Genomic DNA, 25293 nt, shown 5'->3' with positions numbered 1-25293 from the left:
GCGTCAGACCCCGCTCCGCATCGCCCTGATCCACCGCCGCCGCGCGGCGAGCAACGGCTCCACGTCGAGCACTCGCTCGAGCGCGACATCCGCCATCGGATGCCCGATCGCGACGACGACCACGGTGGCCGGGCCGATGCGTCCGGCGGCCCAGGCTCGATCGCCGTCGACCCAGAGTTCGAACGGCTCGGCCACGCCGTCGACCGGGATGTCGATGATCTCATCGGGCGCCGACGGACCGACGGCGAACGGCGACCTCGCCGGCGGCGACCCAGGCAGCGACCCAGGCAGCGACCTAGGCGGCCGTTCATCACTGCCCGCAGCGGAGGCGGCGAACGCCCGCCGCTCGGCGACGAACGCCCGCGGCTCGAGGTCGTCGACCATGACCTCCACGCGCGGCCCGGTCTCGGCCGTGAGCACGCCATCGGCGATACACGTCACCGCGCGGATGCCGCTGCCGAACGACCACTCGCCGAGCATCGTCGCGCCGTGCCATCCGCTCACCGTGTAGGCCGGTCGATCGGCGAATCCGCGGCGCACCTCGCCGTCGGTGTCGTCGAGCACCGACCAGAACTCGTCGGGATCGAGCCTGCCGACCTCATGCATGCCGCGACCCAGCCGGCGCCCCAGCCGGCGCCCCAGCCGGCGTCCCCGCCGACGACCCCGCCTGCGACCCCGGCGCGTACCTCGCGGCGATGATGCCCGACTCGTACGACTCGACGCCGAGCAGCCGGAGCCCGACCGGATGCGGCGAGCGCAGCCGGACCTCGGCGTCGCCGATGAGGAACGGATGGATGCCGACGTGCACCTCGTCGACCAGGCCCGCGTCGACGAGGGTCGCGGCCAGCTCGCCGTAGCCGTGCGAGATGATCGAGCCGTACCGATCGCGCAGCGCGCGCACCGCCTCGGCGACGTCGCCCTCGATGAGCGTCGCGTTCCAGTCGAGCGGCCCGGTCAGCGTTCGCGAGGCGACGAACTTCGGCAGCGCGTTGTAGTGCGCCGCGAAGCCGCGATCGTCCGTCTGCTTCGGCCAGTACTCGCGGAAGAACTCGTAGCTCTCCCGCCCGATCAGCACCGCGTCGGCACCGAAGACGAGGGCGTCGGAGGCCCGCTCCAGCCCGGGATCGTGCTCGTCGAACCACTGGTCCATCTGGTCGAACACCCCGTCGAGCGTCATTTCGAATGAGATCGTCACGGTTCCCATGTCCTCCAGCATGCGCCGAAGGCCGGCGGATGTCACGGGCCGGCCTCGCGGGCGGATGTCACGGGGCCGACCTCACGGAGTCGACCTCACGGAGCCGACCTCACGGGACATCCGTGACCGCCCGGATGCCGCACGACGCGACTCGGCGTACCGTACCGGTCGTCACCGTTCCACCGAGGAGGAGCCATGACCGAGCGCATCGTCGCCGACGTGGGCGACACGGACAGCGAGCGGATGCCGCGACGACAACGATGGGCGCGCGTCGTCGTCGGGGCGACTGCGGGCCTCGCGTGGGCGGGCGCCCTGCGCGCGTGGATGGCCGAACTCAGCGGGCCCATGTCCGTCGTCAGCTGGGCGACGTTCGAGGCCGTGCTGCTGCCCGGGCTGGTCGTGGGCGCGGCGGTCGGATGGGCCTCGAGCGTCGGCCCCGCGGCATCCGCTCGGGAACGACGGATGCTGCGCTGGTGCGCGGCTTCCCCGCTGGCCTTCGCGATCGCCCCGATGCTGCAGCCGGGGGCGCTCGTCGACTTCGTGACGCAGGGCCTCGGCGGCGGCGCCGTGCTCGTGGCGCTCACGGCGATCGTCGGCGGCTGGGCGCTCGGAGGCGGGCGCCCGACCTGGGCCCGGATCGTCTGCGGCATCCTGGCCTTCGGCATCTCGCTCGTGGGCGCGCTGCTGACCGGCCCGCTCGTGCGCGGAAGCACCCTCGCGCTCACGCTGCCGCGCGGTGCATGGATCGCCGTGTTCGACCTCGCCCTCATGTGCGTGCTCATCGCGGCGTCGAGCATCCCGTTCCGCCGGCTCTCCGCGCTCCGATCCTCTGCACTCCGATCCTCTGCACTCCGATCCCCTGCGCTCCGATCCTCTGCGCCCCGGCTTCCCGAGGATCACGGCTAGCCTTGGCGGGTGACCGACTCCAGGGCGAAGACGACCCGCCGCATCGAACTCACCCTGCACCGGCCGTGGTTCGCGCTGCACCGGGGCGTGAGGCCGACGCTCGTGATCGGCGGGCTCGGACATCCGGCGCAATGGGGCGTCGGCACCTGGCAGGTTCCGACCGACGAGTCGGTGACGATCGGCGTGTTCCTCTTCAACCGTGTCTGGCGCTTCGGCCAGGCCGAGTTCGCGCTCGAGCCGCGGCATGCGCCGGCCCTCGTGTACCGGGCCCCGGTGCTGCCGTTCCTGCGTGGACGCCTTCGCCCGAGCGGTTCGGCGTAACGTGCGCATCCGTGCCGTCGATGTCGTCGACGTGTTCGTCTACCTCGTCGTGCTCGGCCTGTTCACGCAGTTCTTCCCCGACGTGATCGCCGAGTCGTTCCTCGTGTCGCTGCTCACCGCAGTGCTGTTCAAGCTCGCGCTCGAGGTCATCGCCGTCCTGAAGACCCGGATCCTCGACCGCATGCGCGCGTCGCGCACGGCGGCGCGCAGGGTGGCGAACGTCGCCCTGCTGATGCTGCTCGGCGGCGGCAGCAAGTTCCTGATCCTGTGGATCACCGACCTGGTGTTCGGCGACGCCGTGCAGCTCGGCGGATTCCTCTCCGTCACGCTGCTGATCGTCGTGCTCATGCTCGCCCGCGCCGGCATCCGGCGACTCGTGGACGGTCCCCGCCCGCGCGACGGTTCGGCATAGCGCCGCCCAACGCCCGGCACGCACCGCCCGACGCCCACCGCCCGGCTCCCGGCGCCCCGGCTGCAAGCCGAGGCCTCCGGGCGCAACCCCCTTGAGGCACTCGTGACCGGCAATGAGACTTCGAGAACCGCGAACCGGATCGGAGGAACACGATGAGCGAACAGGATGCACCGAAGAAGTACGAGCCGAACGGCGCCATGAAGGCCGCGAACGCCGTGATGCGAGTGCTGGCCCGCGCCGGCCTGATCCCGAAGACCTCGGTGCTCTCGGTGCGCGGCCGCAAGAGCGGCGAGCTCCGCTCGATGCCGGTCACGCCCATCGAGGTCGGCGGGTCGGTGTGGCTGGTCTCGCCGTACGGCACGGTCGCGTGGGTGCACAACGTGCGAGCCGCCCCAGAGGTGCGGCTCTCGCGCGGCCGCGCGAGCCGGAGGTTCGCCGCACGCGAGGCCCGACCCGACGAGATCGGACCGGTGCTGAAGCGCTACGTCGCGGTCGCCCCGCTCGTGCTGCCCTACTTCACGGCGAAGCCCGACGACGCCCCGGAGGCCTTCGCCGCCGAGGCCGATCGGCATCCGGTGTTCGAGCTGACAGCACTGAGCTGACCGCGCTGAGCTGACGCCGGCGAGCTGATCGCGCCTCGACTCAGGCGTGCTCGTCGGGCTGGCCGCCCGGGGGCTGCACGCTCCAGGCCGGCGGTTCGTCGACGCCGGCCTCCTCATCGCGGTCGGCGTCCTCCTTGGTGGCCTGCACGATGCCCGCGGCATGGTGCACCGGTGCGTAGACCACGTAGAGGCGCATGGGCTCGTCGCCGATGTTCTCGACGTCGTGCCAGGTGCCCGCCGGCACCTGGATGCTCCAGCCGTCGGAGACCTCCTGCTGGAGCGGGAGGTCGTCTTCGGCCGGACCCATCTTGACGAGGCCGCGGCCCGCGTCGAGCCGCAGGAACTGGTCGGTCTCGGGGTGCGCCTCGAGCCCGATCGACTCCCCCACGGGAATCGACATGAGGGTCACCTGCAGGTACTTTCCGCTCCAGGCGACCGTGCGATACGTGGCGTTCTGCTTCGTCGCCGTCTCGAGGTCGAACACGTTCGGCTGAGGTCCGTTGTCGATGCTCATGTTCTGAAGCTATGCCCGGATGCCGCGACCCGGCCAGCCCTTGCGAACGATCCGCTCCTCGTGCAACGACTCAGAAGTACGCGCCCGCGGCGAGGTCCTCGAGCAGGGTGGGGTGCGTCGGCTCCCATCCGAGCAGCGCGCGAGTCTGCTCGCTCGAGGCCGGGATGTCGGCGCCGAAGAAGCCTCCGACCCAGCCGAAGTGCTCGGCCGCGGCATCCGGCGCGATCGACGCGGTCGGCAGGCCGAGTCCGCGGCCGATGGCCTCGGCGATCTCGCGCGTGGCGATGCCCTCCTCGGCGACCGCGTGCACGCGACTGCCGGCCGGCGCGCCGTCGACGGCGAGGGCGACGAGGTGCGCGGCGTCGAGGCGGTGCACGGCCGGCCACCGGTTCGCGCCGTCGCCGAGGTAGCCCGCGACGCCGCGATCGCGCGCGATGCCGACGAGCGCGGACATGAAGCCGTGGTCGCCGACGCCGTGCACGGTCGGGGCGAAGCGCAGGGCGACCGAGCGGATGCCGCGCTCGGTGAACCCGAGGGCGAGCGTCTCGCCGCCGCCACGCGGGGATTCGGGCGTGCTGTGCGGCGAGGCATCCGCTTCGGTGGAGGGTCGGCCGTCGGCGAGCCCGACCATGCCCGAGGCGAAGAGCAGCGGCTTGCCCGAGCCCTCGAGCGCGTCGCCGAAGGTCTCGATGGCGGCGCGTTCGGTGCGGCCGGCGGCCTGGTAGTCGCTGAAGTCGTGCACGAAGCCGAGGTGCAGCACGCCGTCGGCGGCGGCGGCCTGCTCGCGCAGCGTGTCGAGGTCGGCGAGCGTGCCCCGAACGGCGGTGGCGCCCTGCGCCTCGATGGCGGCGGCGGATGCCTCGGAGCGGGCGAGCCCGACGACCCGGTGGCCTGCGGCGAGGAGTTCGGCGACGGCGGCGGATCCGATCCAGCCGGATGCACCGGTGACGAAGAGGTTCATGGTGGTGTCCTTTCCTGTCAGGCTCGTGATGTCATAGCCTGACATCACTCAGGATAGCACCGATGTCAGCATCTGTCATCACCTAGACTGAACCCATGGCACGATGGGAAGGCGGCTCGCAGGAGCGACTCGGCAGGGCGGCGCTCGAACTCTTCGGCGAGCGCGGCTACGAGCAGACGACCGTCGCCGCGATCGCCGAACGAGCGGGCGTGACCGAGCGCACGTTCTTCCGCTACTTCACCGACAAGCGCGAGGTGCTCTTCGACCGCTCCGGGGGGCTGCAGCAGGCCGTCGTCGCCGCCATCGCCGCCGCACCCGACGACCTGCCGGTCCTCGAGACCATGGTCGGTGCGTTCGCCGCGGCCGGCACGCTCATCGAGGGCGACCGCGCCTTCTCCGTGCAGCGGGCCGCGGTCATCGCCTCCGACGCGAGCCTGCAGGAGCGCGAGCTGCTCAAGCTCGAACGCCTCCGGCTGGCCTCGGCGGCCGCGCTCCGCGAGCGCGGTACTCCCGACGCCGCCGCCGAGGTCGCGGCCTCCGCCGGCGTCGCGCTCTTCCACGTCGGCTTCGCCCGCTGGCTCCTCGACGACGGGGCGTCGCTTCCCGACTGCATCCGGGCGGCGCACCGCGACCTGCGGGCCGTGGTCGACGAGCGGGTCGGCTAGGGTCGCCCCTATGACCACGCGTGCGCCGCGTCCGCCGACCGAGCTCATCGTCGCCGTCGTGCTCGGCTACCTCAACGGCGTCGTGCAGGTCATCGCGGGCATCGCGCTGATGTTCGGCCGCTACCTGCCCGACACCTCCGAGACCGAGCGGTTCGTCGTCACCATCGTGGGCGCCTGCGGCATCCTGCTCGGCCTGTTCATGATCACGATCGCGTCGGGCCTCACCCGGGCGCGCCGCGACGCGCGCGTGCTCGTGACCGTGCTGCTCGGCATCTCGATCGCGCTCGACGTGGTCAGCGTGGTGGCCTCGCCCGATCAGTGGTTCCTGTACGTCGAACTCGTGCTCGCGGCATCCGCCGTCACGGTGCTGTGGACGGGTCGAACCGCACGGTTCTTCGCACGTACCGAAGGTGCGCGTACCGGATGACCTCGATCGCGGCGATGCTCACGACCGACACGAGCAGCACGAGCGCCGCCGTCACGATGGTCGGGTCCTCGAACATCAGGAACTCGGTCACGAGCGGCACCGAGTAGACGAGGATCAGGCCGATCATCATCGAGCCGATGATGAGGATCTTCCAGCCGTCGATCGGGCGCGAGAGCACCGTGAGCACCCAGAGGCCGATGATCGTGAGCAGCAGCGTCGACCCCGTGCGCAGCTCGTCTTCGCCGATGCCGGCCTGCGTCGCCGCCCAGCTGTAGACGAGCAGCGCCACCGCGATGACGATGCCCGCCGGGATCGCGAAGCTCAGCGACCTCCGCAGGAACCCCGGCTCGTAGCGTCTGGCGTTCGGCATGAGCGCGAGGAAGAACGCGGGCAGCCCGATCGTGAGGCCGTCGATGACCGAGAGCTGGCGGGGCAGGAACGGGAACTCCAGCACGAACGCGCCGAACAGCACCGCGAGCCCGGTCGCGTAGACCGTCTTCGTGAGGAACAGCATCGAGACGCGCTCGATGTTCGCGATGACCTGGCGGCCCTCGGCGACCACGCCGGGCAGATGCGAGAACCTGCCGTCGAGCAGCACGATGCGCGCGACCGCCTTCGTCGCCGACGCCCCCGACTCCATCGCGATGCCGATGTCGGCCTCCTTGATCGCGAGCGCGTCGTTGACGCCGTCGCCGGTCATCGCGACCGTGTGCCCGTCCTGCTTCAGCGCGACGACGATGGCCTTCTTCTGCTGCGGGGTCACGCGGCCGAAGACGAGGTGGTTGCGCAGCACCGCGGCGAGCTGCACCGGGTCTTCGGGCAGCTGCCGCGCGTCGTATCCGGTCGGCGCGTCGAGGCCGACGCTCCTGGCGATCGCGGCGACGGTGTCGGGGTTGTCGCCCGAGATGATGCGCACGGCGACGTCCTGCTCGGCGAAGTACGCCAGCGTCTCCGCGGCATCCGACCTGATGCGCTCGCGGAACGTGACGAGCGCGACCGGCTCGAGGTCGCCGGGCAGCAGCTCGGTCTCCTCGTCGAGCGGCTCACGGCCGTGCGCGAGCACGAGCGTGCGAAGGCCGGATGCCGCGAGCTCACGTGCGTCGCCCGCGAGCCGGTCGTCGGGGAAGACCATCTCGGGCCCGCCGAGCACCCAGCTGCCCGCGGCCCCGCTGCCTTCGGCGTCACCGCCCGCGGCGAACTCGACCGCGCTCCACTTGCGGGCCGATGAGAACGGGATGCGGGCGACCGGCGCGGCGGCGGGCACCTCGTCGTAGGGCTCGGCGAGGCAGCGGGCGGTGGCGTTCGCGTCGGGGTCGGCGCCGTACCAGGCGAGCACGTGGCGCCAGCCCGAGGCATCCGTGATGGGGTGCTCCGCGTCGAACACGATGCTGCCCTCGGTGAGCGTGCCCGTCTTGTCGAGGCAGATGAGGTCGACGCGCGCCAGCCCCTCGACGGCCGCGAGCTCCTGCACGAGCACCTGCTGCCGCGCGAGCTTCACCGCGCCGACCGCGAACGCGATGCTCGTCATGAGCACGAGGCCGAGCGGGATCATCGCCACGAGCGCGGCGATCGTGTTCACGGCGGCCTGGCGCCAGTCGCCCGACTCGAGGGCCTGCTCCCAGCCGCCGAACACGAACATCTGCGCGTTGAACACGAGCAGGGCGATCGGCCCGACGATCCAGCTCACGACGCGCAGCACCCTGTCGATCGAGGAGCGCAGCTCGCTCGCGACGAGCGAGAACTTCTTCGCCTCGGCGGCGAGCTTGTTCGCGAACGAGTCGGCCCCGACCCGCACCACGACGGCCTCGCCCTCGCCCGCCATCACGACCGAGCCCGAGAGCACCTCGTCGCCCGGCACCTTGTCGACCGCGTCGGACTCGCCGGTGAGCATCGACTCGTCGAGCTGCAGGTGAGCGGATGCCGCGACGCGGGCATCGGCCGGAACCTGATCGCCCGCGCGCAGCACGAGCACGTCGTCGAGCACGACCTCGGCGACGGCGACCTCGCTCACCCCGCCGTCTCGGCGCACGCGCGCCCGAGGCGCGTGCAGCAGCGCCAGCCTGTCGAGTGCGGCCTTCGCGCGGAACTCCTGCACCGAGCCGATGACCGTGTTCGCGATGGCGCTGATGCCGAACAGGGCGTCCTGCCAGCGGCCGAGCAGCAGCAGCACGAGGAAGCAGGCGGCGATGATGCCGTTGAACAGCGTGAGCACGTTCGCCCGCACGATGCTCGCGACGCTGCGGCTCGACTGCTGCGTGAACGCGTTCGAGCGGCCGTCGGCTGTGCGCTCGGCGACCTCGGCGGCGGTGAGGCCGGTCGGGGTCTCGAGGTCGGTCGCGGTCATGGCCGGCCCCTCAGCGCCCCGCGACGAGGTCGGCGACGTGCGCGATCGGCGACGTGGTCGCTCGGCCGCGCAGTTCGGCGCGATCGGCCGCGTGGTACGCGCCGTAGATCGCCTGCACCGCGAGCCAGCGCAGCGGCTCGACCTCCCACCTGCGCGCGCGATGACCCACCCACGGCAGTCGGGTGAGCGGGGTGTCGTGGCCGAGCACGAGGTCGCGCAGCGTGCGGCCGGCGAGGTTCGTCGCCGTCACCCCGGTGCCGACGTAGCCTCCGGCCCAGCCGAGTCCGGTCGAGCGGTCGTGCACGACGGTCGCGGCCCAGTCGCGGGGAACGCCGAGCACCCCCGACCAGGCGTGATCGATCGAGGCATCCGCCGCTGCCGGGAAGAAGCGGGTGAGCAGTGCCGTGAGGCTCTCGATCGTGCGCGGCTGCGTGCGGCCGTCCTGATCGACGCGCGAGCCGTAGCGGTAGGGCACGCCGCGGCCGCCGAATGCGATGCGGTCGTCGGCGGTGCGCTGGGCGTACATGTAGACATGCGCCATGTCGCCGAGCGTGTCGCGATCGTTCCAGCCCAGGTCTTGCCAGACGGATGCCGCGAGCGGTTCGGTCACGATGAGCGAGGAGTTCATGGGCAGCCAGGTGCGGTGCTCGCCCTGCAGGTCGGGCGTGAAGCCCTCGGTCGCGCGCAGGATGTGCGCGGCGCGCACGGTGCCGTGGTCGGTGCGCGCCTCGCCCTCGCGGATCTCGGTGACGGTCGTGTTCTCGTAGATCGTGACGCCCAGGCGCTCGACCGCCTCGGCGAGCCCGAGCGCGAGCTTCGCGGGGTGCACGCGCGCGCAATGCGGATGCCACGCACCGCCGAGGGTGCCCGCCACGTTCACGCGCGCCGAACTCTGCGCGGCGTCGAGCAGCTCGAGGTCGGTCGCCGGCCACGACTGCTCCGACGCGGCGAAGGCCTTCAGCCGGCCGAGCTGCGCGGGCGTGTTCGCGATGGTGAGTTCGCCGCCCTTGTGGATGTCGGCGTCGATGCCCTCGGCCGCGGCGACCGTGATCACCTCGTCGACGGTCTCGTTGAGCGCGACCTGCTGGGCGATCGCGGCGTCGCGCCCATGGCGCTTCACATACTGCTCGCGCCCGCCCGTGACCGAGTTGGTGAGCCACCCGCCGTTGCGTCCCGAGGCGCCGTAGCCGGCGAAGCGCCGCTCGAGCACGGCGACGCGCAGGTCGGGCTGGTCGCGCTTGAGGTAGTACGCCGCCCAGAGTCCCGTGTAGCCGGCGCCGACGATCGCGACATCTGCGTACAGGTCGCCCGGCAGCGCCGGGCGGGGCGAGGGCAGGCCGACCTGCTGCAGCCAGAACGAGACGCCGCCGTTCTGCGTCATCGGTGATGCTCCGTCATGTGCGCTCCTGTCGAATCGACGCCTGCCCAGCCTAGGAGGAAACGATTCGCCGCAGGGCGTACTGCCGCACCCGGACCGGCCGCGTCGCCGCGCAGGTGGAGAGCAGCGGCGGCGAGGCCTCCTCGACGAGGTCGACGACGATCGAGGCGTCGGCGCCGTCCCCGGTGGGGTCGCCGTCGACCGCGAGGCGCACGCGCCATCCGTCGGCGGTCGCGACCTCCTCGATCGGCGGGTACGCGACGATGCGGTCGTCGCCGAACGCTCGCCGCGCATAGTGCTGGGCGGCCTGCACTGCGTGGCTGAGCGAACTGCGCCCGCGCAGGCGATCGGGCACCACGAGGCCCGAGTCGAACGCATCGGCGATGCGCCTCGGATCGCCGTCGTCGGCGTACCCGTAGTAGAGGCCGTGCGGGAACACGACCATCGTGCCGGCGAACCGGTCGCCGCCGACGTGCGAGCACTCCCAGGTCTGCTCGGGCCTCGCCGCGGCGAGCGCGGCGGCGACGCGGCGACCCCGCACGGCGCAGCATCGATCGTGGCGGCCATGTGCGCACACCGCGTAGACGGGTTCGCTCGAGGCCGTGCCCGCCGAGCCGTCGAGCGGCAGGTCGAGCAGTTCCGCGGCATCCGTCGCCTCACCCCAGGCGATCGACTCGCTGCCGGGCCGGGAATCGACGACCGCCCAGCGCTGCACGGGTGGCGGCGTGCGACGCCCCGGTCGGCGGATCGCGAGGATCCGCAGGTCGGCCGCCTCCGCACGGCGCACGAGCCGGCGCCCGACCTCACGGTCGAACGGCGCATCGAGCAGCGCGTTCGGACCCCAGCTCGTCGCGACCTCGAGGAGCAGCCAGCGCATGCCGCGCGGCGCCGTGCCCGCGAGCGGATCTGCTCGCTCGCGGGCACGGTCGCTGCACGGCGCCCATGGCGTCGAGAGCGTCGAGGGCTCGGCCGCGAGGCTCACGCCGGCGACACCGCGAAGCCCTCGCGCACGAGCCGGCGCGCGACGACGACCGCGCTCTCGGCGTCGAGTCCCGGCAGGTCGCCGATGACGACGGGCCCGCCCTCGACCAGGCGCCGCACGGCGGCCTCCGCCTCGATCGGCAGCGACAGCGTCTTCGCGCGCGACACGAGTCGGACCCGATCGCCGGTCGCCTCGACATGCGCCGCCAGCGATGCGCGCCAGCGGACGGTGGATGCCGCGTCGAGCTCCGCGATCGCGGCCAGCGTGGCCAGCGGTGCGAGCGGTTCGGGGCGGATGTCGCGCTCGAAGCGTCGCGCGAGCGCGGAGGCCGTGCCCGCGGCATCCGCTCGCTGGAGCAGGTCGACCAGCCCGTCGATCGTCTCGCGCAGGATGGCGCCGGACTGCCCGTGGTCGTCGGGGTCGACGCCGAGGGGCAACGAGGCCCGCAGGCGCTCGCTCTCGCCGATGCGGGCGAGGAGCTCGGTCACGACGTCGGCGTGGGTGTACGCCGAGATGCCGATCGTGAGGTGCACAGAGGTGGCGTCGCCGCCGGCGGTCGCGGAGTGGATCCATCCGCGCGGCAGGTAGAGCGCGTCGCCCGGTCGCAGGACGGCGTCGATGACCGGCGGCTCGAGGGCGGCGGCCGCGACCTCGTCGGCGTGCTCGCTCCACGGCTGCGAGCTCAGCGGGTCGACGTGCACGGGTGCGTGGATGCGCCAGTGCTTCTCGCCAGAGATCTGCAGCACGAACACGTCGTGCGTGTCGTAGTGCGCATCGAATCCCTGCGCCGACGGCGGAGTGATGTACGCGTTGACCTGCACCGGATGCCGCAGCTCGTCGGCCAGCTCCCGTGTGAAGTCGATGATCGGCGGCCACAGCCGGTGCAGGCCCTGCAGCACGATCGTGGCGCCGTCGGCGAATCGGTCGAGCACCTTCTCGCTCGCGACCTGGTCGCCGACCTCGGCGCCGTAGCCGCCCGAGGCCGTGTACGCCGAGGCCGGCAGCACCGCGCCGTCGCGAGCCATGCGGATGAACGGGGTGCGCAGGCCCCGGCGCGTGATCAGCTCGTCGACCGCATCGGCACTGAACAGGTCGTCGAAGCCCAGCGGCAGCTCGGCCGCCCGCGAGAGCAGGGCCGTCGTGGCCCAGACCTCGTCGGCGAACTGCCGAACGGGCATGCCGACGCATCGCGACAGCGCCGGCCGCGAGGGTGCCGGCCGCGAGGGGGCCGGCCGAGCCGACGCGGGCTCCGCTGCCGCCATCAGGCCGATCCGTCGGCGCCGCCGTCGTGCCCCTCGCGGTTCGCGCCGCCGTCGGCCGTTCCCTCGCCGGCATCCGCCGAACCGTCCGCGCCGCCGTCGTGCCCGTGCGGGTTGGCCCCGCCGTCGGCCGCGCCCTCGCCGCCCTGGTCGGTCGAGTTCGGCTCGGAGAGATCCTGTCGGCCGTTCTCCGGCTCGGCGATGCCCTCGCGGCCGTCCTTCGGCTCGAGCGTGATGTCTTCGTCTCCGATGGACATGGCGTCCCCCTTCTCGATCGCCGCGACCCAGCGCCGCGGCCCGTCTCCGGGCAGCGTATCGAGCGCGTCGCGCGGCGGCCATGGGTTGACAGACGGCCGGTCGCGACCGCGCGCGACCGGCCCCGGTCAGCGGGCCAACGAGGCCTCCACGTCGAAATGCGCCAGCTTGTCGGGGTTCGCGATCGAGTAGATGCGCGTGACGAGCCCGCGCTCGACCGTGAAGCTGACGATGCCCACGAGCCGTCCGTCGACCTCGATCCGCACGCCCGGCTGGCCGTTCACCTGCGCCATCGACATGACGACCTCGCCCGCGGCCTTCGAGAAGCCGCCCACGAGGTACCGCGCCAGTCGCTCGGATCCCACGATCGGGCGGCGGGCCGCGCCGTGCACCTTGCCGCCGCCGTCGGCGACCGAGACGATGTCGGGGGCCATCACGTCCATGAGGCCCTGCACGTCGCCGCTCGCGAGCGCCGCCAGCAGCCGCCCGACCACCTGCTCGTGCTCGGACCTGGCGACCTCGACGCGCGGGCGGCGCGCGGCGACATGCGTCTTCGCCCGATGCGCGATCTGCCGCACCGCGGCGGGCTCCTTGTCGACGGCTCCCGCGATCTCGTCGTACGGCACGTCGAAGACCTCGCGCAGCACGAACACGGCGCGCTCGGTCGGGCCGAGCGTCTCGAGCACGGTGAGCATCGCGATCGACAGGCTCTCGGCCAGTTCGACGTCGTCGGCGACATCCGGACTCGTCAGCAGCGGTTCGGGCAGCCACTCGCCCACGTACTCCTCGCGGCGCCTCGCCTGCGTGCGGATCTGGTTCAGCGCCTGCCGCGTGACGATGCGCACGAGGTACGCGCGCGGCTCGCGCACCGTCGACCGATCGACCTCGGCCCACCGCAGCCAGGACTCCTGCAGCACGTCCTCGGCGTCGGCCGCGGAGCCGAGCATCTCGTAGGCGACGGTGAAGAGCAGCCCGCGGTGGGTGAGGAACGGATCGTCGGTCATGCCGGCGACACCGCCTCGGGGGCCGGCCTGGTTGCGAGGGGCGCCAGTCCGCAGGCATCCGCGAACTCCTCCGAGTGGATGCCGAGCGCGACGTTCATGCGCGCGCTCATGTTCATGAACGCGACGCGGGCGGCGAGCTCGACCAGTGCGGCCGGGCCCAGCTCGCCGAGCAGCGCGTCGGAGAGCTCGTCGGTCACGGCCGGCGGGGTCTGGCTGGCAGCCTCGGCGTACTCCATGACGCGTCGTTCGGTCGGCGTGAACACGGCCGACTCGCGCCAGCGCGGCACCTCGCGCACCTTCGCCTCGTCGAGGCCGTGGTCGTGCGCCATGAAGTAGTTGAAGTCGAGGCAGAAGCTGCAGCCGACCGTGGCCGCGGCCGACATGGCGGCGTACGACGCGAGCTGCGGGTCGAGCTCCTTCCAGCCCTCGACCTTGCGGCCGATGCCCATCGCGTCCTTCATGACCGAGCGCTGGTGCCAGAGCACGCCGACCGAGTCGGGCACGCGGCCCATCATCTTGCGGGCCATCGTCTTCACGAGGGCGCCGTAGACGCCGGTGACCTCGGCGGGCGGGATGCGGGTGTCGGTGGACATGTCTCCTCCAGTGTGTCGTCGACGGATCATTCCGTCGACATGGAGACACCGCCCGGCGCCGGGTTGTGACATGCCCGGCCGCGGAAGGTTCAGGGCCCCCGGTGCGTTGGCCACAGCATGAGAGCGATCGCGTACTCGAAGACCGGTGACTCGTCCGTGCTGCAGCTCGTCGAGCGGGAGGCGGCCGAGCCGGCAGCCGGCGAGGTGCGCGTGCGCATCGTCGTCTCCGGCGTGAATCCGACCGACTGGAAGGCGAGGGCGGGCTCGAAGCCCGGGCAGGCCGCGCCGTTCGACGAGGTCGTGCCGAACCAGGACGGCGCCGGCGTCGTCGACGCCGTGGGCGCCGGCGTGGCCGGGTTCTCCGTGGGCGACCGGGTGTGGGCGTACCTCGCCGCGCACGAGCGGCCGACCGGCACCGCGCAGCAGTTCGCGGTGCTCTCGGCCGATCATGTCGTGCAGCTTCCGGATGCCGCGGGCTTCGACGTCGGCGCATCGCTCGGCGTGCCCGCCATGACCGCGCACCGCGCCCTCACCGTCTCCGAGGCCGGTCCGGCGCGGCTCGGGCCCGGCGCACTCGCCGGCCGCACCGTGCTCGTCGCCGGCGGCGCCGGCGCGGTCGGGCATGCCGCCATCCAGCTGGCGCGCTGGTCGGGAGCCACCGTCATCACGACCGTGAGCTCGCCCGAGAAGGCGGCACTCGCGACCGCGGCCGGTGCGCACCACGTCGTGAACTACCGCACCGAGGACGCCGCGGCGGCCATCCGCGCCATCGCCCCCGACGGCGTCGACCAGGTCGTCGAGGTCTCCCCCGCCCGCAACGCCGAGCTCAACGCGGCCGTCATCGCGAACCACGGCAGCATCTCGGTCTACGCCACCGACGGGGGCGCCGAGATGACGCTCGACGTGCGCCGGCACTTCGCACTCAACGTGCGCTACCAGTTCCTGCTGCTCTACACGGTGGGCGAGGCGGCGCTCTCGGCCGCAGCCGAGGACATCGGCCTCGCGCTCCGCGACGGCGCGCTGCCCGTCGGCGCGGAGGCCGGGCTGCCCCTCACCCGATTCCCGCTCGAGCGCGCGGCCGAGGCGCATGACGCGGTCGAGGCGGGCGCCGTGGGCAAGGTGCTCATCGACGTGGATCCCGGCGCGGCCTGAGCCGTCGCGCCGGCCTCAGCCGGCCTCAGCCGGCGAGGGAGAGATGCGACAGCTGCTCGACCACGAGCACCACGGCGAGCACGACCATCGCGGCGCCCGACACTCGGGAGACGACGTTCAGGGCCGTCGGGCGGGCGCGCAGCACGGCCCGCGCGCTGACGCCGACGACGGTGTAGACGAGCGCGCAGCTGCCCACGAAGATCAGGCCGAGCACCGCGAGCTGCACGGGCATCGGCCAGGCTCCCGCGGCATCCGTGAACTGCGGCAGCAGCACCACGAGCACGAGCAGCCCCTTCGGGTTCAGCCCGCTGACGCCGGCCCCCTGCGCGAGGCGCAGCCACGGTCGAGGGGCGGATGCCACGACGGAGCCTCCGACGGACGCGTCGATGCCGGCAGGGGCACCCGCGACGGCCGGCGGCTGCAGCAGCACGCGCACCCCGAGCCACACGAGGTACCCGGCCGCCGCGAACGTCAGCACGGCCAGCACCCACGGCAGGGCCGCGACCGCGGCGCCGACCCCGACCGCGACCGCCGTCACCGCGGCGAGGTAGCCGACGAGGATGCCGGCCAGCGACGGCACGATCGACCGATCGCGCAGGCCCGAGGCGATGATGTACGCCCAGTCGGGTCCGGGCAGCACGACCATGAGCGTCATCATGCCCCAGCAGGCGAGCAGCAGCTCGGGATTCATCGCCATGCCTCTCGTTCGTACACCTCAGGGTTCGATACGACGAACCTAGGCAAGAACCCGCCGAAGAGGTTCCCGAAGTTCTCCCCTCAGGCGCGCTGGAGTGGAAGAATTCACCCCATGGACGCCATCGATCGACGAATCCTTGCCGAGCTGCAGGAAGACGGCCGTCTGAGCCTCACCGAGCTCGCCGATCGCGTGCAGCTCAGCATGTCGCCGACGCACCGCCGATTGCGCGCGCTCGAGGCATCCGGCGCCATCAGCGGGTACCGCGCGATCATCGACGCCGAGGTCGTCGGCCTCGGATTCGGCGCGCTCGTCTTCGTCACGATGGAGCAGGCGAACCGGGCGACCGTGCCCGCGTTCGACGAGGCGGTGGCCGAGATCCCCGAGGTGATCCAGGCGCTGCGGCTCTTCGGCGACCCCGACTACCTGCTGCGCGTCGCCGTGCCCGACCTGCCCGCGTACCAGCGTCTGTGGGACGAGAAGCTCTCGGCCCTGCCGGGCGTGCGCCGCGTCGAGTCGACGCTCGTCATGAAGACCATCGTCGACGACCGCCCGCTGCCGATCTGAGCGGGCCCGGCAATCCGGGCGAACGGGTGTCGCGGCATCCGCTCAGGCGTTGCGGCGCTTCACCCGCACGGTCGCGAAGACGACGAGCACGATCGTCCAGGCGACCGACCAGATCGCCCCGGCGACGGGATCGAGCTGGCTCGGGTCCGGCGTGACGCCGAAGAAGTTGCTCGACGCCTTGCCCGGGAACGTCTCGCTGAAGGCCATGAAGACGTCGAACGGCACGAGGCTGATGAGCGTCGGCACGATGTAGAGGTACCCGATCAGGACGCCGAGCGTGGCGATGGTCGAGTGGAAGACGAGGCCGAAGGCGGTCGCCGAGACCGCGAGCACCGCGGCGAAGAGCGTCGTGTCGCCGAGCACGCGCAGCACCTCGGGGTCGCCGAGGCTCGCACCGCCGCCGTGCAGGGCGATCGACAGCGCGAGCCCGGCCGCCGTGGCGATGCCGCCGACCACGATGCCGACGAGCGCCGAGAGCAGCACCTTCGCCAGCACGAGCGGCGTGCGCGAGGGCACCGCGGCGAAGTAGACGGTGATCGCGTGGTTCTCGTGATCGGCCGTCGCGATCGTCGCGCCGAGCAGCAGCACGAGCAGGCCGGTGACCACGAAGCCCTTCGCCACCGCATCGAGCACGTTCGCCTCGGTCGCGTCGGGGATCGCCGTCGTCCAGAATGCGACGACGAGCAGCAGCCCGACGACGGCCGACCCGGCGAACCACCACGACGCGCGCAGCGACGTGAGCTTCAGGAGCTCCGAGGCGAACACGCCGCCGAAGGAGACCCTCGTGCGCTCGAGTGCGGCGGCGTCTGCGGTCGTGGCGGTCATCGCACTGCTCCGTCCTGCGCGCCGTCGGCGGCGACGCCGGCCCCCGACGCGTACTCCTGGTCGTCCTTCGTGAGGCTGAGGAACGCGTCCTCGAGCGAGCCCTGCTGCGGCGTCAACTCGAAGAGCACGATCGCGTGGGATGCCGCGAGCTCGCCCACCTGCCTGGCCGTCGCGTTCGCGACGAGGAGCGCGCCGTCGGGCGACCGCTGCGCGGAGGCGCCGATCGCCGTGAGGGCCGCCGACAGCTGGTCGGCCTGCGGGGTGCGCACGAGCACGTCGGACTGCGTCGCCCTGGCGATGACCTCGGCGACCGGCCCCTGCGTGATGAGACGCCCGCGCCCCATGACCACGAGGTGGTCGGCCGTGAGCGCCATCTCGCTCATGAGGTGGCTGGACACGAGCACCGTGCGCCCGGCGGCCGCGAGCGACTTCATGAGCTCGCGGACCCAGTGCACGCCGTCGGGGTCGAGCCCGTTGACCGGCTCGTCGAGCACGAGCACCTGCGGGTCGCCGAGCAGGGCGGCGGCGATGCCGAGGCGCTGGCGCATGCCGAGCGAGTAGGTGCCGACCCGCCGCGAGGCGGCCTCGGTCATGCCGGTCAGCCGCAGCACCTCGTCGACGCGCGACACCGGGATGCCGTTCGTCAGGGCGAGTGCCCGCAGGTGCACGCGGCCGGCACGCCCCGAGTGCAGGGCGGCCGGATCGAGCAGCGCACCGAGCTCGTGCAGCGGCCGCTCGGAGCGGCGGAAGTCGCCGCCGTTGACCGTCACGGTGCCCTTCACCGGCCGGTCGAGGCCCACGATCATGCGCATCGTCGTCGACTTGCCGGCGCCGTTCGGGCCGAGCAGGCCCGTCACCGCGCCGGGGCGAACCGTGAAGCTCACGTCGTCGACCGCCGTCTTCGCGCCGAAGACCTGCGTGAGTCCCTCGATCTCGATCATCGGATCCCTTCCCTGCGATCGGTTGATCCGCCGTCTGCGCTGCCACCCTCGAAGCGCGACGGGCCGGCGGATGCCTCGAGCGCGAGTTCGATGCGCCGGCGGTGCTGTTCCTGCACGCCGTCGAGGTCGTCGAGCGGATGCCACGCGACCTCCGTCATCTCGCCGTCGGCGGGGTACGGCTCACCCTCGATCCAGGAGCAGCGGAACACGAGGTCGAGGTAGTCGACCACGTCGCCGTTGCCGTACGTGACGCGCGGCATCTGGTGCACCCAGGCGAGCCGGTCGGCGCGGATGCGCACGCCGGCCTCCTCGAGCGCCTCGCGGCACGCGGCATCCGCCGGCTCCTCGCCGGGATCGACGATGCCCGTGATCGGCGTGAGCGCGCCGTTGTCGGAGCGGCGCCCGAGCAGGATCTCGTCGCCGCGCACGATCACGGCCGTGACGCCGACGAGCGCGAGGGGGGCGTGGCCGACGTGGCGACGCAGGTCGAGGACGAAGTCGGGGGTCGCCATGCCGCAACGCTACGCGAGCGACCGGCCCCGGCGCGAGCACCGTGCCGGACAGGGTGACTACGATCTCTCGCATGACCGATCTGCAGGATGCGGCGGAGCTCGTCGCCAGGGCTGCTTCGGCGACCGGCGCTCGCGTCGCGGTCGCCGAGTCGCTCACGAGCGGGCGCCTCGCGAGCGAACTCGGCCATGCGAGCGACGCCTCCGAGTGGTTCCGGGGCGGCGTCGTGGCCTACGACACGCGCGTCAAGCAGGAGGTGCTCGGCGTCACGCCGGGGCCCGTCGTGAGCGCCAGGTGCGCGACCGAGATGGCCGTCGGCGTTCGAGCCCTCTGCCACGCGGATGTCGCGGTCGCGGTGACCGGCGTCGGCGGGCCGGGGCCCGACGAGGGCGAACCGGAGGGCACCGTCTTCCTCGGCTGGGCGACCCCCGACGACTCGGGCAGCGAACGACGGAGCTTCGACGGCGACCCCGCCGCGGTCGTCGAGCAGACGGTCGCCGAGGCGCTCGCGATCCTCGCGAAGCTGCTCTCCGCCGGCCCCTGAGACGGCGGATGCCGCGACAGCACGTGCTGTCGCGGCATCCGCGTGGGTCGGTGATGGGTGCTGCCTAGCGTGCAGCCTCCGCACGACGGCGGCGCAGGGCGATCGCGCCGGCACCCAGGCCGAGCAGCAGCAGGACGCCCGCCGCCCAGAGCGCGCCCTGCACCTCGGCGCCCGTGTGCGCGAGGCCCGAGCCGGTGCCCGACGTCGAGGCATCCGTGCCGGAGTCGCCCGAACCCGAGTCGCCCGTGCCGGGCTCGCCTGCGCCGGGCAGGTCGGTGCCGCCGTCGGTCGCGACGGTCACCGTGATGGGCGTCCAGCCGACGAGCGAACCGTCGGCCGCCTGGATCACGAGCTTGTGCTCGCCCTCCGCGAGGTCCGCGGGCAGGGTGACCGTCACGGTGCCGTCGGCCGCGACCTCCGCCGAGCCGAGCGAGACCGGAGCCGAGTACACCCAGGCCCAGATCGTCTCGCCGGCGTGGTCCGTGCCGACGCCGATCCGAACCGTCTCACCCGGCGCGGCCGTGGCCGGCCCGGTGACGCCGCCGCGGTTCGCGTCGGTGAGGAGCGACTCGTCGATCGGGGTCGGAGCGCCGGGGTCGGTCGGGTCCGTGACCGTGACGCCGGGCAGGGTGCCGGTGCGCAGCGCGGCCGGCTGCTCGCCGTCGGCGAACCACCAGACCGGGCGCGTCGTGACGAGCGACGGAGCCGGGTCGGCCGAGCTCAGCGAGGCCGGCGCCGTGGCGAAGCCCTCGTTGTTGAGGTTCGGCATGCCGGCCGGGCGGGCCACGTGCACGATCGCGGGCTCGGCGCCCGTGAACGCGATGCGCGCGGCCTCGCCCTCGCAGCCGTCGTCGCACACGGCCCAGAGCTGGTCGAGCACGGTGTCGTAGTCGAGGGCCATGACGCCGCCGAGGCCGGGGTCGATCGCGGCGATCTGGGCGAAGGAGCCGTCGGCGTTCAGCGCGTAGGCGTAGACCACGCCGTTGTCCTCGACCGCGACGAAGAAGAGGCCGTCGCCGTGACCGGGGTAGTCGGCCGGGTCGTACACGGAACCCGTGTTCGCATCGACGAGGCCGGTGAGGTCGGAGTCCGCCACCCACTCGACCGCCTCGAGGCCCGTGTTCGCGGCGACGTCGGGCAGCGAGGCCGTGAGGTCCCACTCCTGCGAGGCGACGACGTCGGGGCCGGGCGCCTCGGGGTCGACCGCGAGCACGACGTTGGCGTTGACGCCCTTGTTCGCGTTGTCGCGTTCGGAGGCGATGTAGAGCAGGCCGTCTCCGGCGGACGTGATGCCCTCGGTGTCGGGGCCGGCCTTGGCCGGGGCGTCGGCATCGCGCTGGAAGCGCACGCGCTTGCCCTCCGTCCAGCCGTCGGCGAAGGCGACGCTGCCGTCGGCGGACGCGTCGAGCTTCCAGAAGGTGCCGGTGCCGTTGTCGACGGCCCAGAGCACGACGCCGTCGGCGGTCTGCTGCGTGTCGAGTCCCGACGAGTCCTCGAGGAACATCGTGGCCTCGTCGACGACGCTCACCTCTGCCGAGCCGGGCCAGGCCACGACGTCGCCCGGTTCACCGGGTTCGCCCGGCTCGCCGGGGTCGGTGCCGCAGGCGTTCGCGGCGCCCTTCGTCGAGGCGGTCGAGTCGCCGAACTCACCGGTGCCGTCGGGGCAGCGCGCGTAGGTGACGGCCGCGTGCGGCCCCCACGAGTACTCCGCCACGGTCGTGCCCGCCGCGTTGCGCACGGTGGCCGTCTCGTTGTTGCCGAGCCCGAAGTCGAAATGCGTGTTCTGGTCGAACACGAAGAATGCGCCGGGCGCGAGCGTCGTGCCGGATGCCACCGGCGTGACGTCGGCGGCGTGGCCGATCGGGTCGTTGTCCATGAGGGTCCAGCCCGAGAGGTCGACGGGCGTCCTGCCCGTGTTCACGATCTCCACCCAGTCGGTCGCGTCGCCGTTGGACTCGACCTCGTTGATCGCGACGGAGGGCAGCACGCAGTCGTTCGGCTCGCCGGGCGTGACGCGGGCGAGGCTCCACGGGCCGGTGGCGTCGGGGCAGCGGGCGTAGCTGGCGGCCGCCTCGTTGCCGTCGATCGCGGGGTGGGCCGTCCACGAGTACTCGTCGAGCTTCGTGCCTGCGGTGTCGTAGAGGCGGATCGAGTCGGCGCCGCCGATGCCGATCGGCGACTGGAACTCGAGGGGCTCGCCCGCGGCATCCGCACCGATGGTCGTGCCCTCGACGACGAGTCGCTCGCCGGCGCCGATCTGGGTGCCGGCCGCGAAGAACCAGCGGTGGTCGTCGCTGTTGTCGCGCAGCTCGTAACCCGAGACGTCGATGGCCGAGGTGCCGGGGTTGATCAGCTCGACCCAGTCGGCGGGGCCGGAGTCGATCTCGTTGAGCAGCACCGAGCCCGGCGTCGCGGGCTCCTCGGGCGCGGCGCAGACGTTCGGCGCTCCGAGCGTGACCGCCGTGGCGTGCGCCCACTCGCCGCCGTCGGCGCAGCGCGACCAGTCGGCCAGCGGCGCCGTGTTCACGAAGGTGTACGAGTCGACGACCGTGTCGGCGGCATCGAACAGGGTGACGGCGTCGCCCTTGCCGAGGCCGAACGGGAACCCGGGCACGGCGTCCTTCGCCAGCACGAGGAATCCGCCGGGCGCGATCGTGGTGCCGGCCGGGATGACGCCGGTGGCGGCGGGGTCGAGCTTGTCGTCCTGCACCTTCCACCCCGAGACGTCCACCGGGGCGGATGCCGCGTTGAAGAGCTCGATCGAGTCGGGGGTGCCGTGCGACGCGGGGTCGTACACGATCTCGTTGACGACGACGCCGGCGTCGGCGCCTCCGTCGGCCGCGACCGCGGCCCCGGATGACGCGAGCAGCGCCGCGCCGGAGATCACGGCGACGGCCGCGATCATCGCGGACGCGCGACGGATGGATGGGGAGGACGACATGAGGGCGCTCCTGACGAGGGGTGAGGGGTCGCCGCCTACTCGACCGTTCGGCGCTGAACGGAGCGTGTCGCGAGGGTGAACCGCCGGGGTCGGAGCCGTGTCGAGGTGGGGTGCCGGCGCGTCGTCAGGGGCCGAGCATCCCGGCCCGGCAGAGCCGTCGACGCACCCAGTCGGCGGCATCGGCCTGCGCGAGCTCGCCCGAGCGCACGACCCGCACGAACTCAATGGCCTCGGCGCTCAGTCGCCCGTCGGGGCTGCCCGGGTCGTCGCGCAGCACGTGCACGGTGAGCCACCACGAAACGCGCCCGCCGACGCGCGCCGTGACGGCGACCGTGCCGGCGAAGTGCCTGGCCTGTCCGTCGGTGCCGTCGTCGACGGGCGCGCGGAACCCACGGCCCTTCAGGTGGTTTCGGCCCCCGGACGCGGCATCCGTGACCCAGAAGGGCCCTCGGCGCACGCCGCCGACGCGACCGAGCTCCTTGAGGAAGTGCCGGTTCGAGAGCCCGCGCGCGGCGAGTCGCTCGATCGAGTCCGCGAGGGCGGCGCAGGCGTCCATCCGTCCACCGTACCGACGGCGGTGGCCGGTGCGGCGCGCCTTCAGAGTCCCTCGGCGATCTCCTTGATCGCGGCGAGGCGGCGGTCCCACTGCGTGCCGATGGTCTCGAGGCTGCGGGCGGTGTCGCCGAGCTGCGCGCCGATCACGCGGAAGCGGATCTCTCGGCCCACGCGCACGGGCTCGACGAGCCCGACCTCCTGCAGCACGACGAGGTGCTTGGCGATCGCCTGGCGAGTGACGGGCAGCCGCCCGGCGAGGGCCGACGCCGACGCGTCGCCCTCGCCGAGCGCGGCCAGGATCGACCACCGGGTCTCGTCGCCGAGTGCGGCGAACACCGGAACCAGCGTCGCGCCGTCGATGGCCGCGGAGCTCACGCGCCGCCCTCGAGCAGGGCGACGAGCTTGTCGAGTTCGGAGACCCACCCGGCGGCGTGCTCGGCCATGTTCCTGCTCGGGTCGGAGGTGCGGTCGAACCCGGTCTCGACGACCGTGAGCTCGGTGCCGTCGCCGACGGGCTCGAGCGTGAAGGTGAAGACCGTGGCGTGGTCGTCGAGCTCGTCGGGCAGGTGACCGAGGGCGTCGTCGTTGGCCCAGCGGTACGAGATGCTGCGGGGCGCCTCGACGGCCTCGACGGCGAGCGGCACGCGCCCGTACCCCTCGAACGTGATGCTCCCCCGCGCACCGGGGCCGGCGCCGTCGAGTTCGGCGCGCCCGAACCAGCGGCTGATCTGCTCGGGTTCGGTCACGGCCCGCCACACCTTCTCGACGGGTGCGGCGATGCGGATGGTGCGGCGCACCGTGTAGTCGGCCTCGTCGATGACGGATGCCTCGTTGTCGGTCATGCTCATGATGATCGTTCCTCTCGCTGGGTCATGCAACCCTTCGGTTGCGCGAATGACTGCAACCTCAGAGTTGCATATTGCGGCGGGAGGCGCAACCCGTGGGTTGCAATTCATTCGTCGGTCAGATCGTCCGAACCGGCTGGCGCAGCACCGTCCTCAGCTTCTCGGGCGCGGTGCGCCGCGCATCACTCAGGTAGATCTCGTGGTGCGCCCCGTTGAAGGCGAGGCCGTGCTGCGGCATCCACTCGTCGTGCAGGCGCGCGAGCGTCGGCGCCTCGTCGTCGTACGAGCCGACGTGCAGGATCTGCACCGAACGCCCCTCGTCGAGATGCTCGAGGCGCAGCAGGTCGAGCGCGGGATTCGGTTCGGCGCGCTTCGACGCCGCCTTGGCGCGCGCCGCCTCGACCGCCGCGGCGACGGCCTGCTCGTCGATCCAGTCGGGCTGGTCGATGAGCATGGTCCAGCTCCACGACGCCTTGTCGCGCGCGACGAACGCACCGCGATCCTCAGCCCACCAGAGCCCCTCGAGCGGTGCGACCGCGAAGTCGCGGCCGAGCTCCCGCTTGCTCGCGAACTTCACTGCGTAGGCGACGCCGAACAGCGCCTCGACGGCCTGCACGTAGGCGGGAGTCGTGTTCGGATCGCCGTGTCCGTCGATCGCGAGGTAGCGCATCGGCGGCACGTCGACGATCGCGAAGTCCTTCGCCGAGGGCGCGTAGAGCTCGCGGTGCGACCGCTTGACGTCGTACTTCTCCTGGGTCGGCTCGGTCATGTCGCCGAGCGTACGCCCGGCCGCGGACGGTTCTCGACCGGATGCCGCGCGCCGGACATCGGCGTAACGTGGGCGGCGCCCACGGAACAAGGAGGTCGCCGATGGCCGAGCTCTCGCCCATCCAGCCGTGCCTGTGGTTCGACAGCCAGGCGCGCGAAGCCATGGAGTACTACGTCGGGGTCTTCCCGGACTCGCGCATCGTCTCGATCGAGCCGTACCCCGACGAGTCCCTCGACGAGCATTTCGCCGGCATGTCGGGCAAGGTGCTGAACGGGCGGTTCACGCTGAACGGCGTGGACTTCGTCTGCCTCGACGGCGGGCCGCTGTTCACGTTCACCGAATCGATCTCGTTCGTCGTCTCCTGCGCCGACCAGGCCGAGATCGACCACTACTGGTCGAAGCTCTCGCATGTGCCCGAGTCGGAGCAGTGCGGCTGGTGCAAGGACCGCTTCGGCCTGAGCTGGCAGATCATCCCGGCGAACATGGACGAGCTCACGCGCCGCCCCGAGCAGATCCAGGTGATGATGCGTCAGAGCAAGGTCGTCATCGCCGAGCTCGAGAACGCCTGAGGGTCAGCGCACCGAACGTCAGCGCCCGTTCACCTTCTCGATGCGCATCTCGAGGATGACGCGATCGGCCTTGTCATCGGGCGCCTGCTGCCCGGGGTTGCCGTAGCGCTTGCCGAGGTGCACGTAGAACGCCCCCTCGGGGTCGGGGGTCACCTCGGCGAGCCGCCCGCGCACCTCGACGTAGCGCAGCGGGTTCTCGGGGTCGAGCGCCTCGAGCGTCATGTGCGGGTTCGCCTGCAGGTTGCGGTACTTCGCGCGCTTGGTCGTGTGCGTGAAGCGGATGACGCCCGCCTCGGCGTCGAGCTCGAACCACATCGGGTTCACCTGCACGCTCCCGTCAGGTCGCACGGTGGCGAGGTGCCCGAAGACGGGTGCGGTCAGGATGCGGGTGGCGTGCTCGTCGAGTTCGATCGTCATGCCTCCAGTCAACCGCACGGATGCCGCGTGCCGCACACACTCAGATCTCGGTGTGACCCGGGTCGGCGGCCGCGGGGCTTCCTCCACCTGGAATCGGCGCCAGAGTGCGGAATCGGCAGCCCCGCGTGCGCACTCCCGCACCGAAT

31 protein-coding genes are annotated in these 25293 nt (G+C 72.3%); 10 read left to right on the top strand and 21 right to left on the bottom strand.

What is annotated here, in order from left to right; all coding sequences use genetic code 11:
* Positions 1 to 3: 3 nt before the first annotated feature.
* The gene (locus tag AC3IPY_RS04305; protein ID WP_489186918.1) at positions 4 to 606 is read right to left on the bottom strand and encodes a hypothetical protein; all 603 of its coding nucleotides are present in this window, start codon (positions 604 to 606) and stop codon (positions 4 to 6) included.
* Positions 599 to 1195 (bottom strand): dihydrofolate reductase family protein, encoded by a 597-nt coding sequence (locus tag AC3IPY_RS04300; RefSeq protein WP_489186916.1) that lies wholly within the window; start codon positions 1193 to 1195, stop codon positions 599 to 601. Before AC3IPY_RS04300 ends, AC3IPY_RS04305 begins: the two co-directional genes overlap by 8 nt.
* Before the next feature lie 195 nt (positions 1196 to 1390).
* Here AC3IPY_RS04300 and AC3IPY_RS04295 point away from each other — a divergent pair, with 195 nt between their 5' ends.
* The 4 genes from AC3IPY_RS04295 (at position 1391) to AC3IPY_RS04280 (ending at position 3436) form a co-directional block, all read left to right on the top strand.
* Positions 1391 to 2101, top strand: coding sequence for a hypothetical protein (locus AC3IPY_RS04295; RefSeq protein ID WP_489186915.1), 711 nt, complete (start codon positions 1391 to 1393; stop codon positions 2099 to 2101).
* A 9-nt stretch (positions 2102 to 2110) separates the two neighbouring features.
* Positions 2111 to 2422: a hypothetical protein gene (locus tag AC3IPY_RS04290; RefSeq protein ID WP_489186914.1), complete on the top strand. Its 312-nt coding sequence runs from the start codon at positions 2111 to 2113 to the stop codon at positions 2420 to 2422.
* Between the two features lies 1 nt (position 2423).
* Positions 2424 to 2834 (top strand): hypothetical protein, encoded by a 411-nt coding sequence (locus AC3IPY_RS04285; RefSeq protein WP_489186913.1) that lies wholly within the window; start codon positions 2424 to 2426, stop codon positions 2832 to 2834.
* Positions 2835 to 2986: 152 nt separating this feature from the next.
* Positions 2987 to 3436 (top strand): nitroreductase family deazaflavin-dependent oxidoreductase, encoded by a 450-nt coding sequence (locus tag AC3IPY_RS04280; RefSeq protein WP_489186912.1) that lies wholly within the window; start codon positions 2987 to 2989, stop codon positions 3434 to 3436.
* 40 nt (positions 3437 to 3476) lie between these two features.
* On the opposite strand, the gene AC3IPY_RS04275 is transcribed toward AC3IPY_RS04280, so the two are convergent.
* Both AC3IPY_RS04275 and AC3IPY_RS04270 read right to left on the bottom strand, forming a co-directional pair.
* Positions 3477 to 3950 (bottom strand): cupin domain-containing protein, encoded by a 474-nt coding sequence (locus AC3IPY_RS04275; RefSeq protein ID WP_489186911.1) that lies wholly within the window; start codon positions 3948 to 3950, stop codon positions 3477 to 3479.
* A 70-nt stretch (positions 3951 to 4020) separates the two neighbouring features.
* Positions 4021 to 4956, bottom strand: a complete 936-nt coding sequence (locus AC3IPY_RS04270; RefSeq protein ID WP_489186909.1) for an SDR family oxidoreductase — start codon at positions 4954 to 4956, stop codon at positions 4021 to 4023.
* 50 nt (positions 4957 to 5006) lie between these two features.
* Here AC3IPY_RS04270 and AC3IPY_RS04265 point away from each other — a divergent pair, with 50 nt between their 5' ends.
* Together AC3IPY_RS04265 and AC3IPY_RS04260 are read left to right on the top strand one after the other, a co-directional pair.
* Positions 5007 to 5576 (top strand): TetR family transcriptional regulator, encoded by a 570-nt coding sequence (locus AC3IPY_RS04265; RefSeq protein WP_489186907.1) that lies wholly within the window; start codon positions 5007 to 5009, stop codon positions 5574 to 5576.
* Between the two features lie 10 nt (positions 5577 to 5586).
* A complete protein-coding gene (locus AC3IPY_RS04260) occupies positions 5587 to 6003 on the top strand; it encodes a DUF7144 family membrane protein (RefSeq protein ID WP_489186906.1) in 417 nt (138 codons plus the stop codon).
* Here AC3IPY_RS04260 and AC3IPY_RS04255 read toward each other — a convergent pair.
* The 7 genes from AC3IPY_RS04255 to AC3IPY_RS04225 form a co-directional block, all read right to left on the bottom strand.
* Positions 5936 to 8347 (bottom strand): cation-translocating P-type ATPase, encoded by a 2412-nt coding sequence (locus tag AC3IPY_RS04255; protein ID WP_489186904.1) that lies wholly within the window; start codon positions 8345 to 8347, stop codon positions 5936 to 5938. The two genes, AC3IPY_RS04260 and AC3IPY_RS04255, sit on opposite strands and share 68 nt — an antisense overlap.
* A gap of 10 nt (positions 8348 to 8357) precedes the next feature.
* Complete coding sequence (locus tag AC3IPY_RS04250; RefSeq protein WP_489186903.1) at positions 8358 to 9728, bottom strand: NAD(P)/FAD-dependent oxidoreductase; 1371 nt, start codon at positions 9726 to 9728, stop codon at positions 8358 to 8360.
* A gap of 49 nt (positions 9729 to 9777) precedes the next feature.
* Positions 9778 to 10707 (bottom strand): ferredoxin family protein, encoded by a 930-nt coding sequence (locus AC3IPY_RS04245; protein WP_489186902.1) that lies wholly within the window; start codon positions 10705 to 10707, stop codon positions 9778 to 9780.
* The gene (locus tag AC3IPY_RS04240) at positions 10704 to 11885 is read right to left on the bottom strand and encodes a cupin domain-containing protein (RefSeq protein WP_489186901.1); all 1182 of its coding nucleotides are present in this window, start codon (positions 11883 to 11885) and stop codon (positions 10704 to 10706) included. The genes AC3IPY_RS04245 and AC3IPY_RS04240 overlap by 4 nt, the downstream gene beginning before the upstream one ends.
* An 83-nt stretch (positions 11886 to 11968) precedes the next feature.
* The gene (locus AC3IPY_RS04235; protein ID WP_489186900.1) at positions 11969 to 12223 is read right to left on the bottom strand and encodes a BatC protein; all 255 of its coding nucleotides are present in this window, start codon (positions 12221 to 12223) and stop codon (positions 11969 to 11971) included.
* A 126-nt stretch (positions 12224 to 12349) separates the two neighbouring features.
* Positions 12350 to 13225 (bottom strand): RNA polymerase sigma-70 factor, encoded by an 876-nt coding sequence (locus AC3IPY_RS04230; RefSeq protein WP_489186898.1) that lies wholly within the window; start codon positions 13223 to 13225, stop codon positions 12350 to 12352.
* Positions 13222 to 13818 (bottom strand): carboxymuconolactone decarboxylase family protein, encoded by a 597-nt coding sequence (locus AC3IPY_RS04225; RefSeq protein ID WP_489186897.1) that lies wholly within the window; start codon positions 13816 to 13818, stop codon positions 13222 to 13224. The genes AC3IPY_RS04230 and AC3IPY_RS04225 overlap by 4 nt, the downstream gene beginning before the upstream one ends.
* A 117-nt stretch (positions 13819 to 13935) precedes the next feature.
* On the opposite strand from AC3IPY_RS04225, the gene AC3IPY_RS04220 reads away from it, so the two are divergent.
* Entirely contained in the window at positions 13936 to 14970 is a 1035-nt protein-coding gene (locus AC3IPY_RS04220) for an NADPH:quinone reductase (RefSeq protein ID WP_489186895.1), read from the top strand.
* 25 nt (positions 14971 to 14995) lie between these two features.
* On the opposite strand, the gene AC3IPY_RS04215 is transcribed toward AC3IPY_RS04220, so the two are convergent.
* Positions 14996 to 15667, bottom strand: a complete 672-nt coding sequence (locus AC3IPY_RS04215) for a LysE family translocator (protein ID WP_489186894.1) — start codon at positions 15665 to 15667, stop codon at positions 14996 to 14998.
* 111 nt (positions 15668 to 15778) lie between these two features.
* Between AC3IPY_RS04215 and AC3IPY_RS04210 the strand changes: the two genes are divergently transcribed.
* On the top strand, positions 15779 to 16231 hold the full coding sequence (locus AC3IPY_RS04210) for an Lrp/AsnC family transcriptional regulator (protein WP_489186892.1): 453 nt from the start codon (positions 15779 to 15781) through the stop codon (positions 16229 to 16231).
* 42 nt (positions 16232 to 16273) lie between these two features.
* Here the strand turns inward: AC3IPY_RS04210 and AC3IPY_RS04205 are convergent, their stop codons facing one another.
* From AC3IPY_RS04205 to AC3IPY_RS04195, 3 genes are read right to left on the bottom strand one after another with little or no spacing between them, the layout of a single operon-like run.
* Positions 16274 to 17056 carry a hypothetical protein gene (locus tag AC3IPY_RS04205; protein WP_489186891.1) on the bottom strand — a complete coding sequence of 261 codons (783 nt, stop codon included), beginning with the start codon at positions 17054 to 17056 and terminating at the stop codon, positions 16274 to 16276.
* Complete coding sequence (locus tag AC3IPY_RS04200) at positions 17053 to 17997, bottom strand: ABC transporter ATP-binding protein (protein ID WP_489186890.1); 945 nt, start codon at positions 17995 to 17997, stop codon at positions 17053 to 17055. The genes AC3IPY_RS04205 and AC3IPY_RS04200 overlap by 4 nt, the downstream gene beginning before the upstream one ends.
* On the bottom strand, positions 17994 to 18509 hold the full coding sequence (locus AC3IPY_RS04195; protein ID WP_489186889.1) for an NUDIX hydrolase: 516 nt from the start codon (positions 18507 to 18509) through the stop codon (positions 17994 to 17996). The genes AC3IPY_RS04200 and AC3IPY_RS04195 overlap by 4 nt, the downstream gene beginning before the upstream one ends.
* Before the next feature lie 71 nt (positions 18510 to 18580).
* Between AC3IPY_RS04195 and AC3IPY_RS04190 the strand changes: the two genes are divergently transcribed.
* Positions 18581 to 19051, top strand: a complete 471-nt coding sequence (locus AC3IPY_RS04190; RefSeq protein WP_489186888.1) for a CinA family protein — start codon at positions 18581 to 18583, stop codon at positions 19049 to 19051.
* 64 nt (positions 19052 to 19115) lie between these two features.
* Here the strand turns inward: AC3IPY_RS04190 and AC3IPY_RS04185 are convergent, their stop codons facing one another.
* From AC3IPY_RS04185 to AC3IPY_RS04165, 5 genes are all read right to left on the bottom strand, one after another.
* Positions 19116 to 21992, bottom strand: coding sequence for a lamin tail domain-containing protein (locus tag AC3IPY_RS04185; RefSeq protein ID WP_489186887.1), 2877 nt, complete (start codon positions 21990 to 21992; stop codon positions 19116 to 19118).
* A gap of 124 nt (positions 21993 to 22116) precedes the next feature.
* The gene (locus AC3IPY_RS04180; protein WP_489186886.1) at positions 22117 to 22548 is read right to left on the bottom strand and encodes a hypothetical protein; all 432 of its coding nucleotides are present in this window, start codon (positions 22546 to 22548) and stop codon (positions 22117 to 22119) included.
* A gap of 41 nt (positions 22549 to 22589) precedes the next feature.
* Positions 22590 to 22922, bottom strand: a complete 333-nt coding sequence (locus AC3IPY_RS04175) for an ArsR/SmtB family transcription factor (protein WP_489186885.1) — start codon at positions 22920 to 22922, stop codon at positions 22590 to 22592.
* Positions 22919 to 23395, bottom strand: a complete 477-nt coding sequence (locus tag AC3IPY_RS04170) for an SRPBCC domain-containing protein (RefSeq protein WP_489186884.1) — start codon at positions 23393 to 23395, stop codon at positions 22919 to 22921. Before AC3IPY_RS04170 ends, AC3IPY_RS04175 begins: the two co-directional genes overlap by 4 nt.
* A gap of 115 nt (positions 23396 to 23510) precedes the next feature.
* Entirely contained in the window at positions 23511 to 24161 is a 651-nt protein-coding gene (locus AC3IPY_RS04165; protein ID WP_489186883.1) for a GyrI-like domain-containing protein, read from the bottom strand.
* 101 nt (positions 24162 to 24262) lie between these two features.
* Here AC3IPY_RS04165 and AC3IPY_RS04160 point away from each other — a divergent pair, with 101 nt between their 5' ends.
* Positions 24263 to 24730: a VOC family protein gene (locus tag AC3IPY_RS04160; RefSeq protein ID WP_489186882.1), complete on the top strand. Its 468-nt coding sequence runs from the start codon at positions 24263 to 24265 to the stop codon at positions 24728 to 24730.
* A gap of 18 nt (positions 24731 to 24748) precedes the next feature.
* Here AC3IPY_RS04160 and AC3IPY_RS04155 read toward each other — a convergent pair whose 3' ends face one another.
* On the bottom strand, positions 24749 to 25147 hold the full coding sequence (locus AC3IPY_RS04155; protein ID WP_489186881.1) for a PPOX class F420-dependent oxidoreductase: 399 nt from the start codon (positions 25145 to 25147) through the stop codon (positions 24749 to 24751).
* Between the last annotated feature and the right edge of the window lie 146 nt (positions 25148 to 25293).

This window comes from Agromyces sp. GL_144, assembly GCF_057834305.1.
The sequence above is the reverse complement of the archived record's forward strand: the minus strand, read 5'-3'. Positions and strand labels throughout refer to the sequence as shown.

What these genes read in the sequence shown, in the direction of transcription:
- AC3IPY_RS04305 (WP_489186918.1), bottom strand. Translation starts at nt 606, where the DNA reads ATGCATGAGGTCGGCAGGCTCGATCCCGACGAGTTCTGGTCGGTGCTC.
- AC3IPY_RS04295 (WP_489186915.1), top strand. Translation starts at nt 1,391, where the DNA reads ATGACCGAGCGCATCGTCGCCGACGTGGGCGACACGGACAGCGAGCGG.
- AC3IPY_RS04280 (WP_489186912.1), top strand. Translation starts at nt 2,987, where the DNA reads ATGAGCGAACAGGATGCACCGAAGAAGTACGAGCCGAACGGCGCCATG.
- AC3IPY_RS04275 (WP_489186911.1), bottom strand. Translation starts at nt 3,950, where the DNA reads ATGAGCATCGACAACGGACCTCAGCCGAACGTGTTCGACCTCGAGACG.
- AC3IPY_RS04270 (WP_489186909.1), bottom strand. Translation starts at nt 4,956, where the DNA reads ATGTCAGGCTATGACATCACGAGCCTGACAGGAAAGGACACCACCATG.
- AC3IPY_RS04265 (WP_489186907.1), top strand. Translation starts at nt 5,007, where the DNA reads ATGGCACGATGGGAAGGCGGCTCGCAGGAGCGACTCGGCAGGGCGGCG.
- AC3IPY_RS04260 (WP_489186906.1), top strand. Translation starts at nt 5,587, where the DNA reads ATGACCACGCGTGCGCCGCGTCCGCCGACCGAGCTCATCGTCGCCGTC.
- AC3IPY_RS04255 (WP_489186904.1), bottom strand. Translation starts at nt 8,347, where the DNA reads ATGACCGCGACCGACCTCGAGACCCCGACCGGCCTCACCGCCGCCGAG.
- AC3IPY_RS04250 (WP_489186903.1), bottom strand. Translation starts at nt 9,728, where the DNA reads ATGACGCAGAACGGCGGCGTCTCGTTCTGGCTGCAGCAGGTCGGCCTG.
- AC3IPY_RS04240 (WP_489186901.1), bottom strand. Translation starts at nt 11,885, where the DNA reads ATGCCCGTTCGGCAGTTCGCCGACGAGGTCTGGGCCACGACGGCCCTG.
- AC3IPY_RS04235 (WP_489186900.1), bottom strand. Translation starts at nt 12,223, where the DNA reads ATGTCCATCGGAGACGAAGACATCACGCTCGAGCCGAAGGACGGCCGC.
- AC3IPY_RS04230 (WP_489186898.1), bottom strand. Translation starts at nt 13,225, where the DNA reads ATGACCGACGATCCGTTCCTCACCCACCGCGGGCTGCTCTTCACCGTC.
- AC3IPY_RS04225 (WP_489186897.1), bottom strand. Translation starts at nt 13,818, where the DNA reads ATGTCCACCGACACCCGCATCCCGCCCGCCGAGGTCACCGGCGTCTAC.
- AC3IPY_RS04220 (WP_489186895.1), top strand. Translation starts at nt 13,936, where the DNA reads ATGAGAGCGATCGCGTACTCGAAGACCGGTGACTCGTCCGTGCTGCAG.
- AC3IPY_RS04215 (WP_489186894.1), bottom strand. Translation starts at nt 15,667, where the DNA reads ATGGCGATGAATCCCGAGCTGCTGCTCGCCTGCTGGGGCATGATGACG.
- AC3IPY_RS04210 (WP_489186892.1), top strand. Translation starts at nt 15,779, where the DNA reads ATGGACGCCATCGATCGACGAATCCTTGCCGAGCTGCAGGAAGACGGC.
- AC3IPY_RS04205 (WP_489186891.1), bottom strand. Translation starts at nt 17,056, where the DNA reads ATGACCGCCACGACCGCAGACGCCGCCGCACTCGAGCGCACGAGGGTC.
- AC3IPY_RS04200 (WP_489186890.1), bottom strand. Translation starts at nt 17,997, where the DNA reads ATGATCGAGATCGAGGGACTCACGCAGGTCTTCGGCGCGAAGACGGCG.
- AC3IPY_RS04195 (WP_489186889.1), bottom strand. Translation starts at nt 18,509, where the DNA reads ATGGCGACCCCCGACTTCGTCCTCGACCTGCGTCGCCACGTCGGCCAC.
- AC3IPY_RS04190 (WP_489186888.1), top strand. Translation starts at nt 18,581, where the DNA reads ATGACCGATCTGCAGGATGCGGCGGAGCTCGTCGCCAGGGCTGCTTCG.
- AC3IPY_RS04185 (WP_489186887.1), bottom strand. Translation starts at nt 21,992, where the DNA reads ATGTCGTCCTCCCCATCCATCCGTCGCGCGTCCGCGATGATCGCGGCC.
- AC3IPY_RS04180 (WP_489186886.1), bottom strand. Translation starts at nt 22,548, where the DNA reads ATGGACGCCTGCGCCGCCCTCGCGGACTCGATCGAGCGACTCGCCGCG.
- AC3IPY_RS04170 (WP_489186884.1), bottom strand. Translation starts at nt 23,395, where the DNA reads ATGAGCATGACCGACAACGAGGCATCCGTCATCGACGAGGCCGACTAC.
- AC3IPY_RS04165 (WP_489186883.1), bottom strand. Translation starts at nt 24,161, where the DNA reads ATGACCGAGCCGACCCAGGAGAAGTACGACGTCAAGCGGTCGCACCGC.
- AC3IPY_RS04160 (WP_489186882.1), top strand. Translation starts at nt 24,263, where the DNA reads ATGGCCGAGCTCTCGCCCATCCAGCCGTGCCTGTGGTTCGACAGCCAG.
- AC3IPY_RS04155 (WP_489186881.1), bottom strand. Translation starts at nt 25,147, where the DNA reads ATGACGATCGAACTCGACGAGCACGCCACCCGCATCCTGACCGCACCC.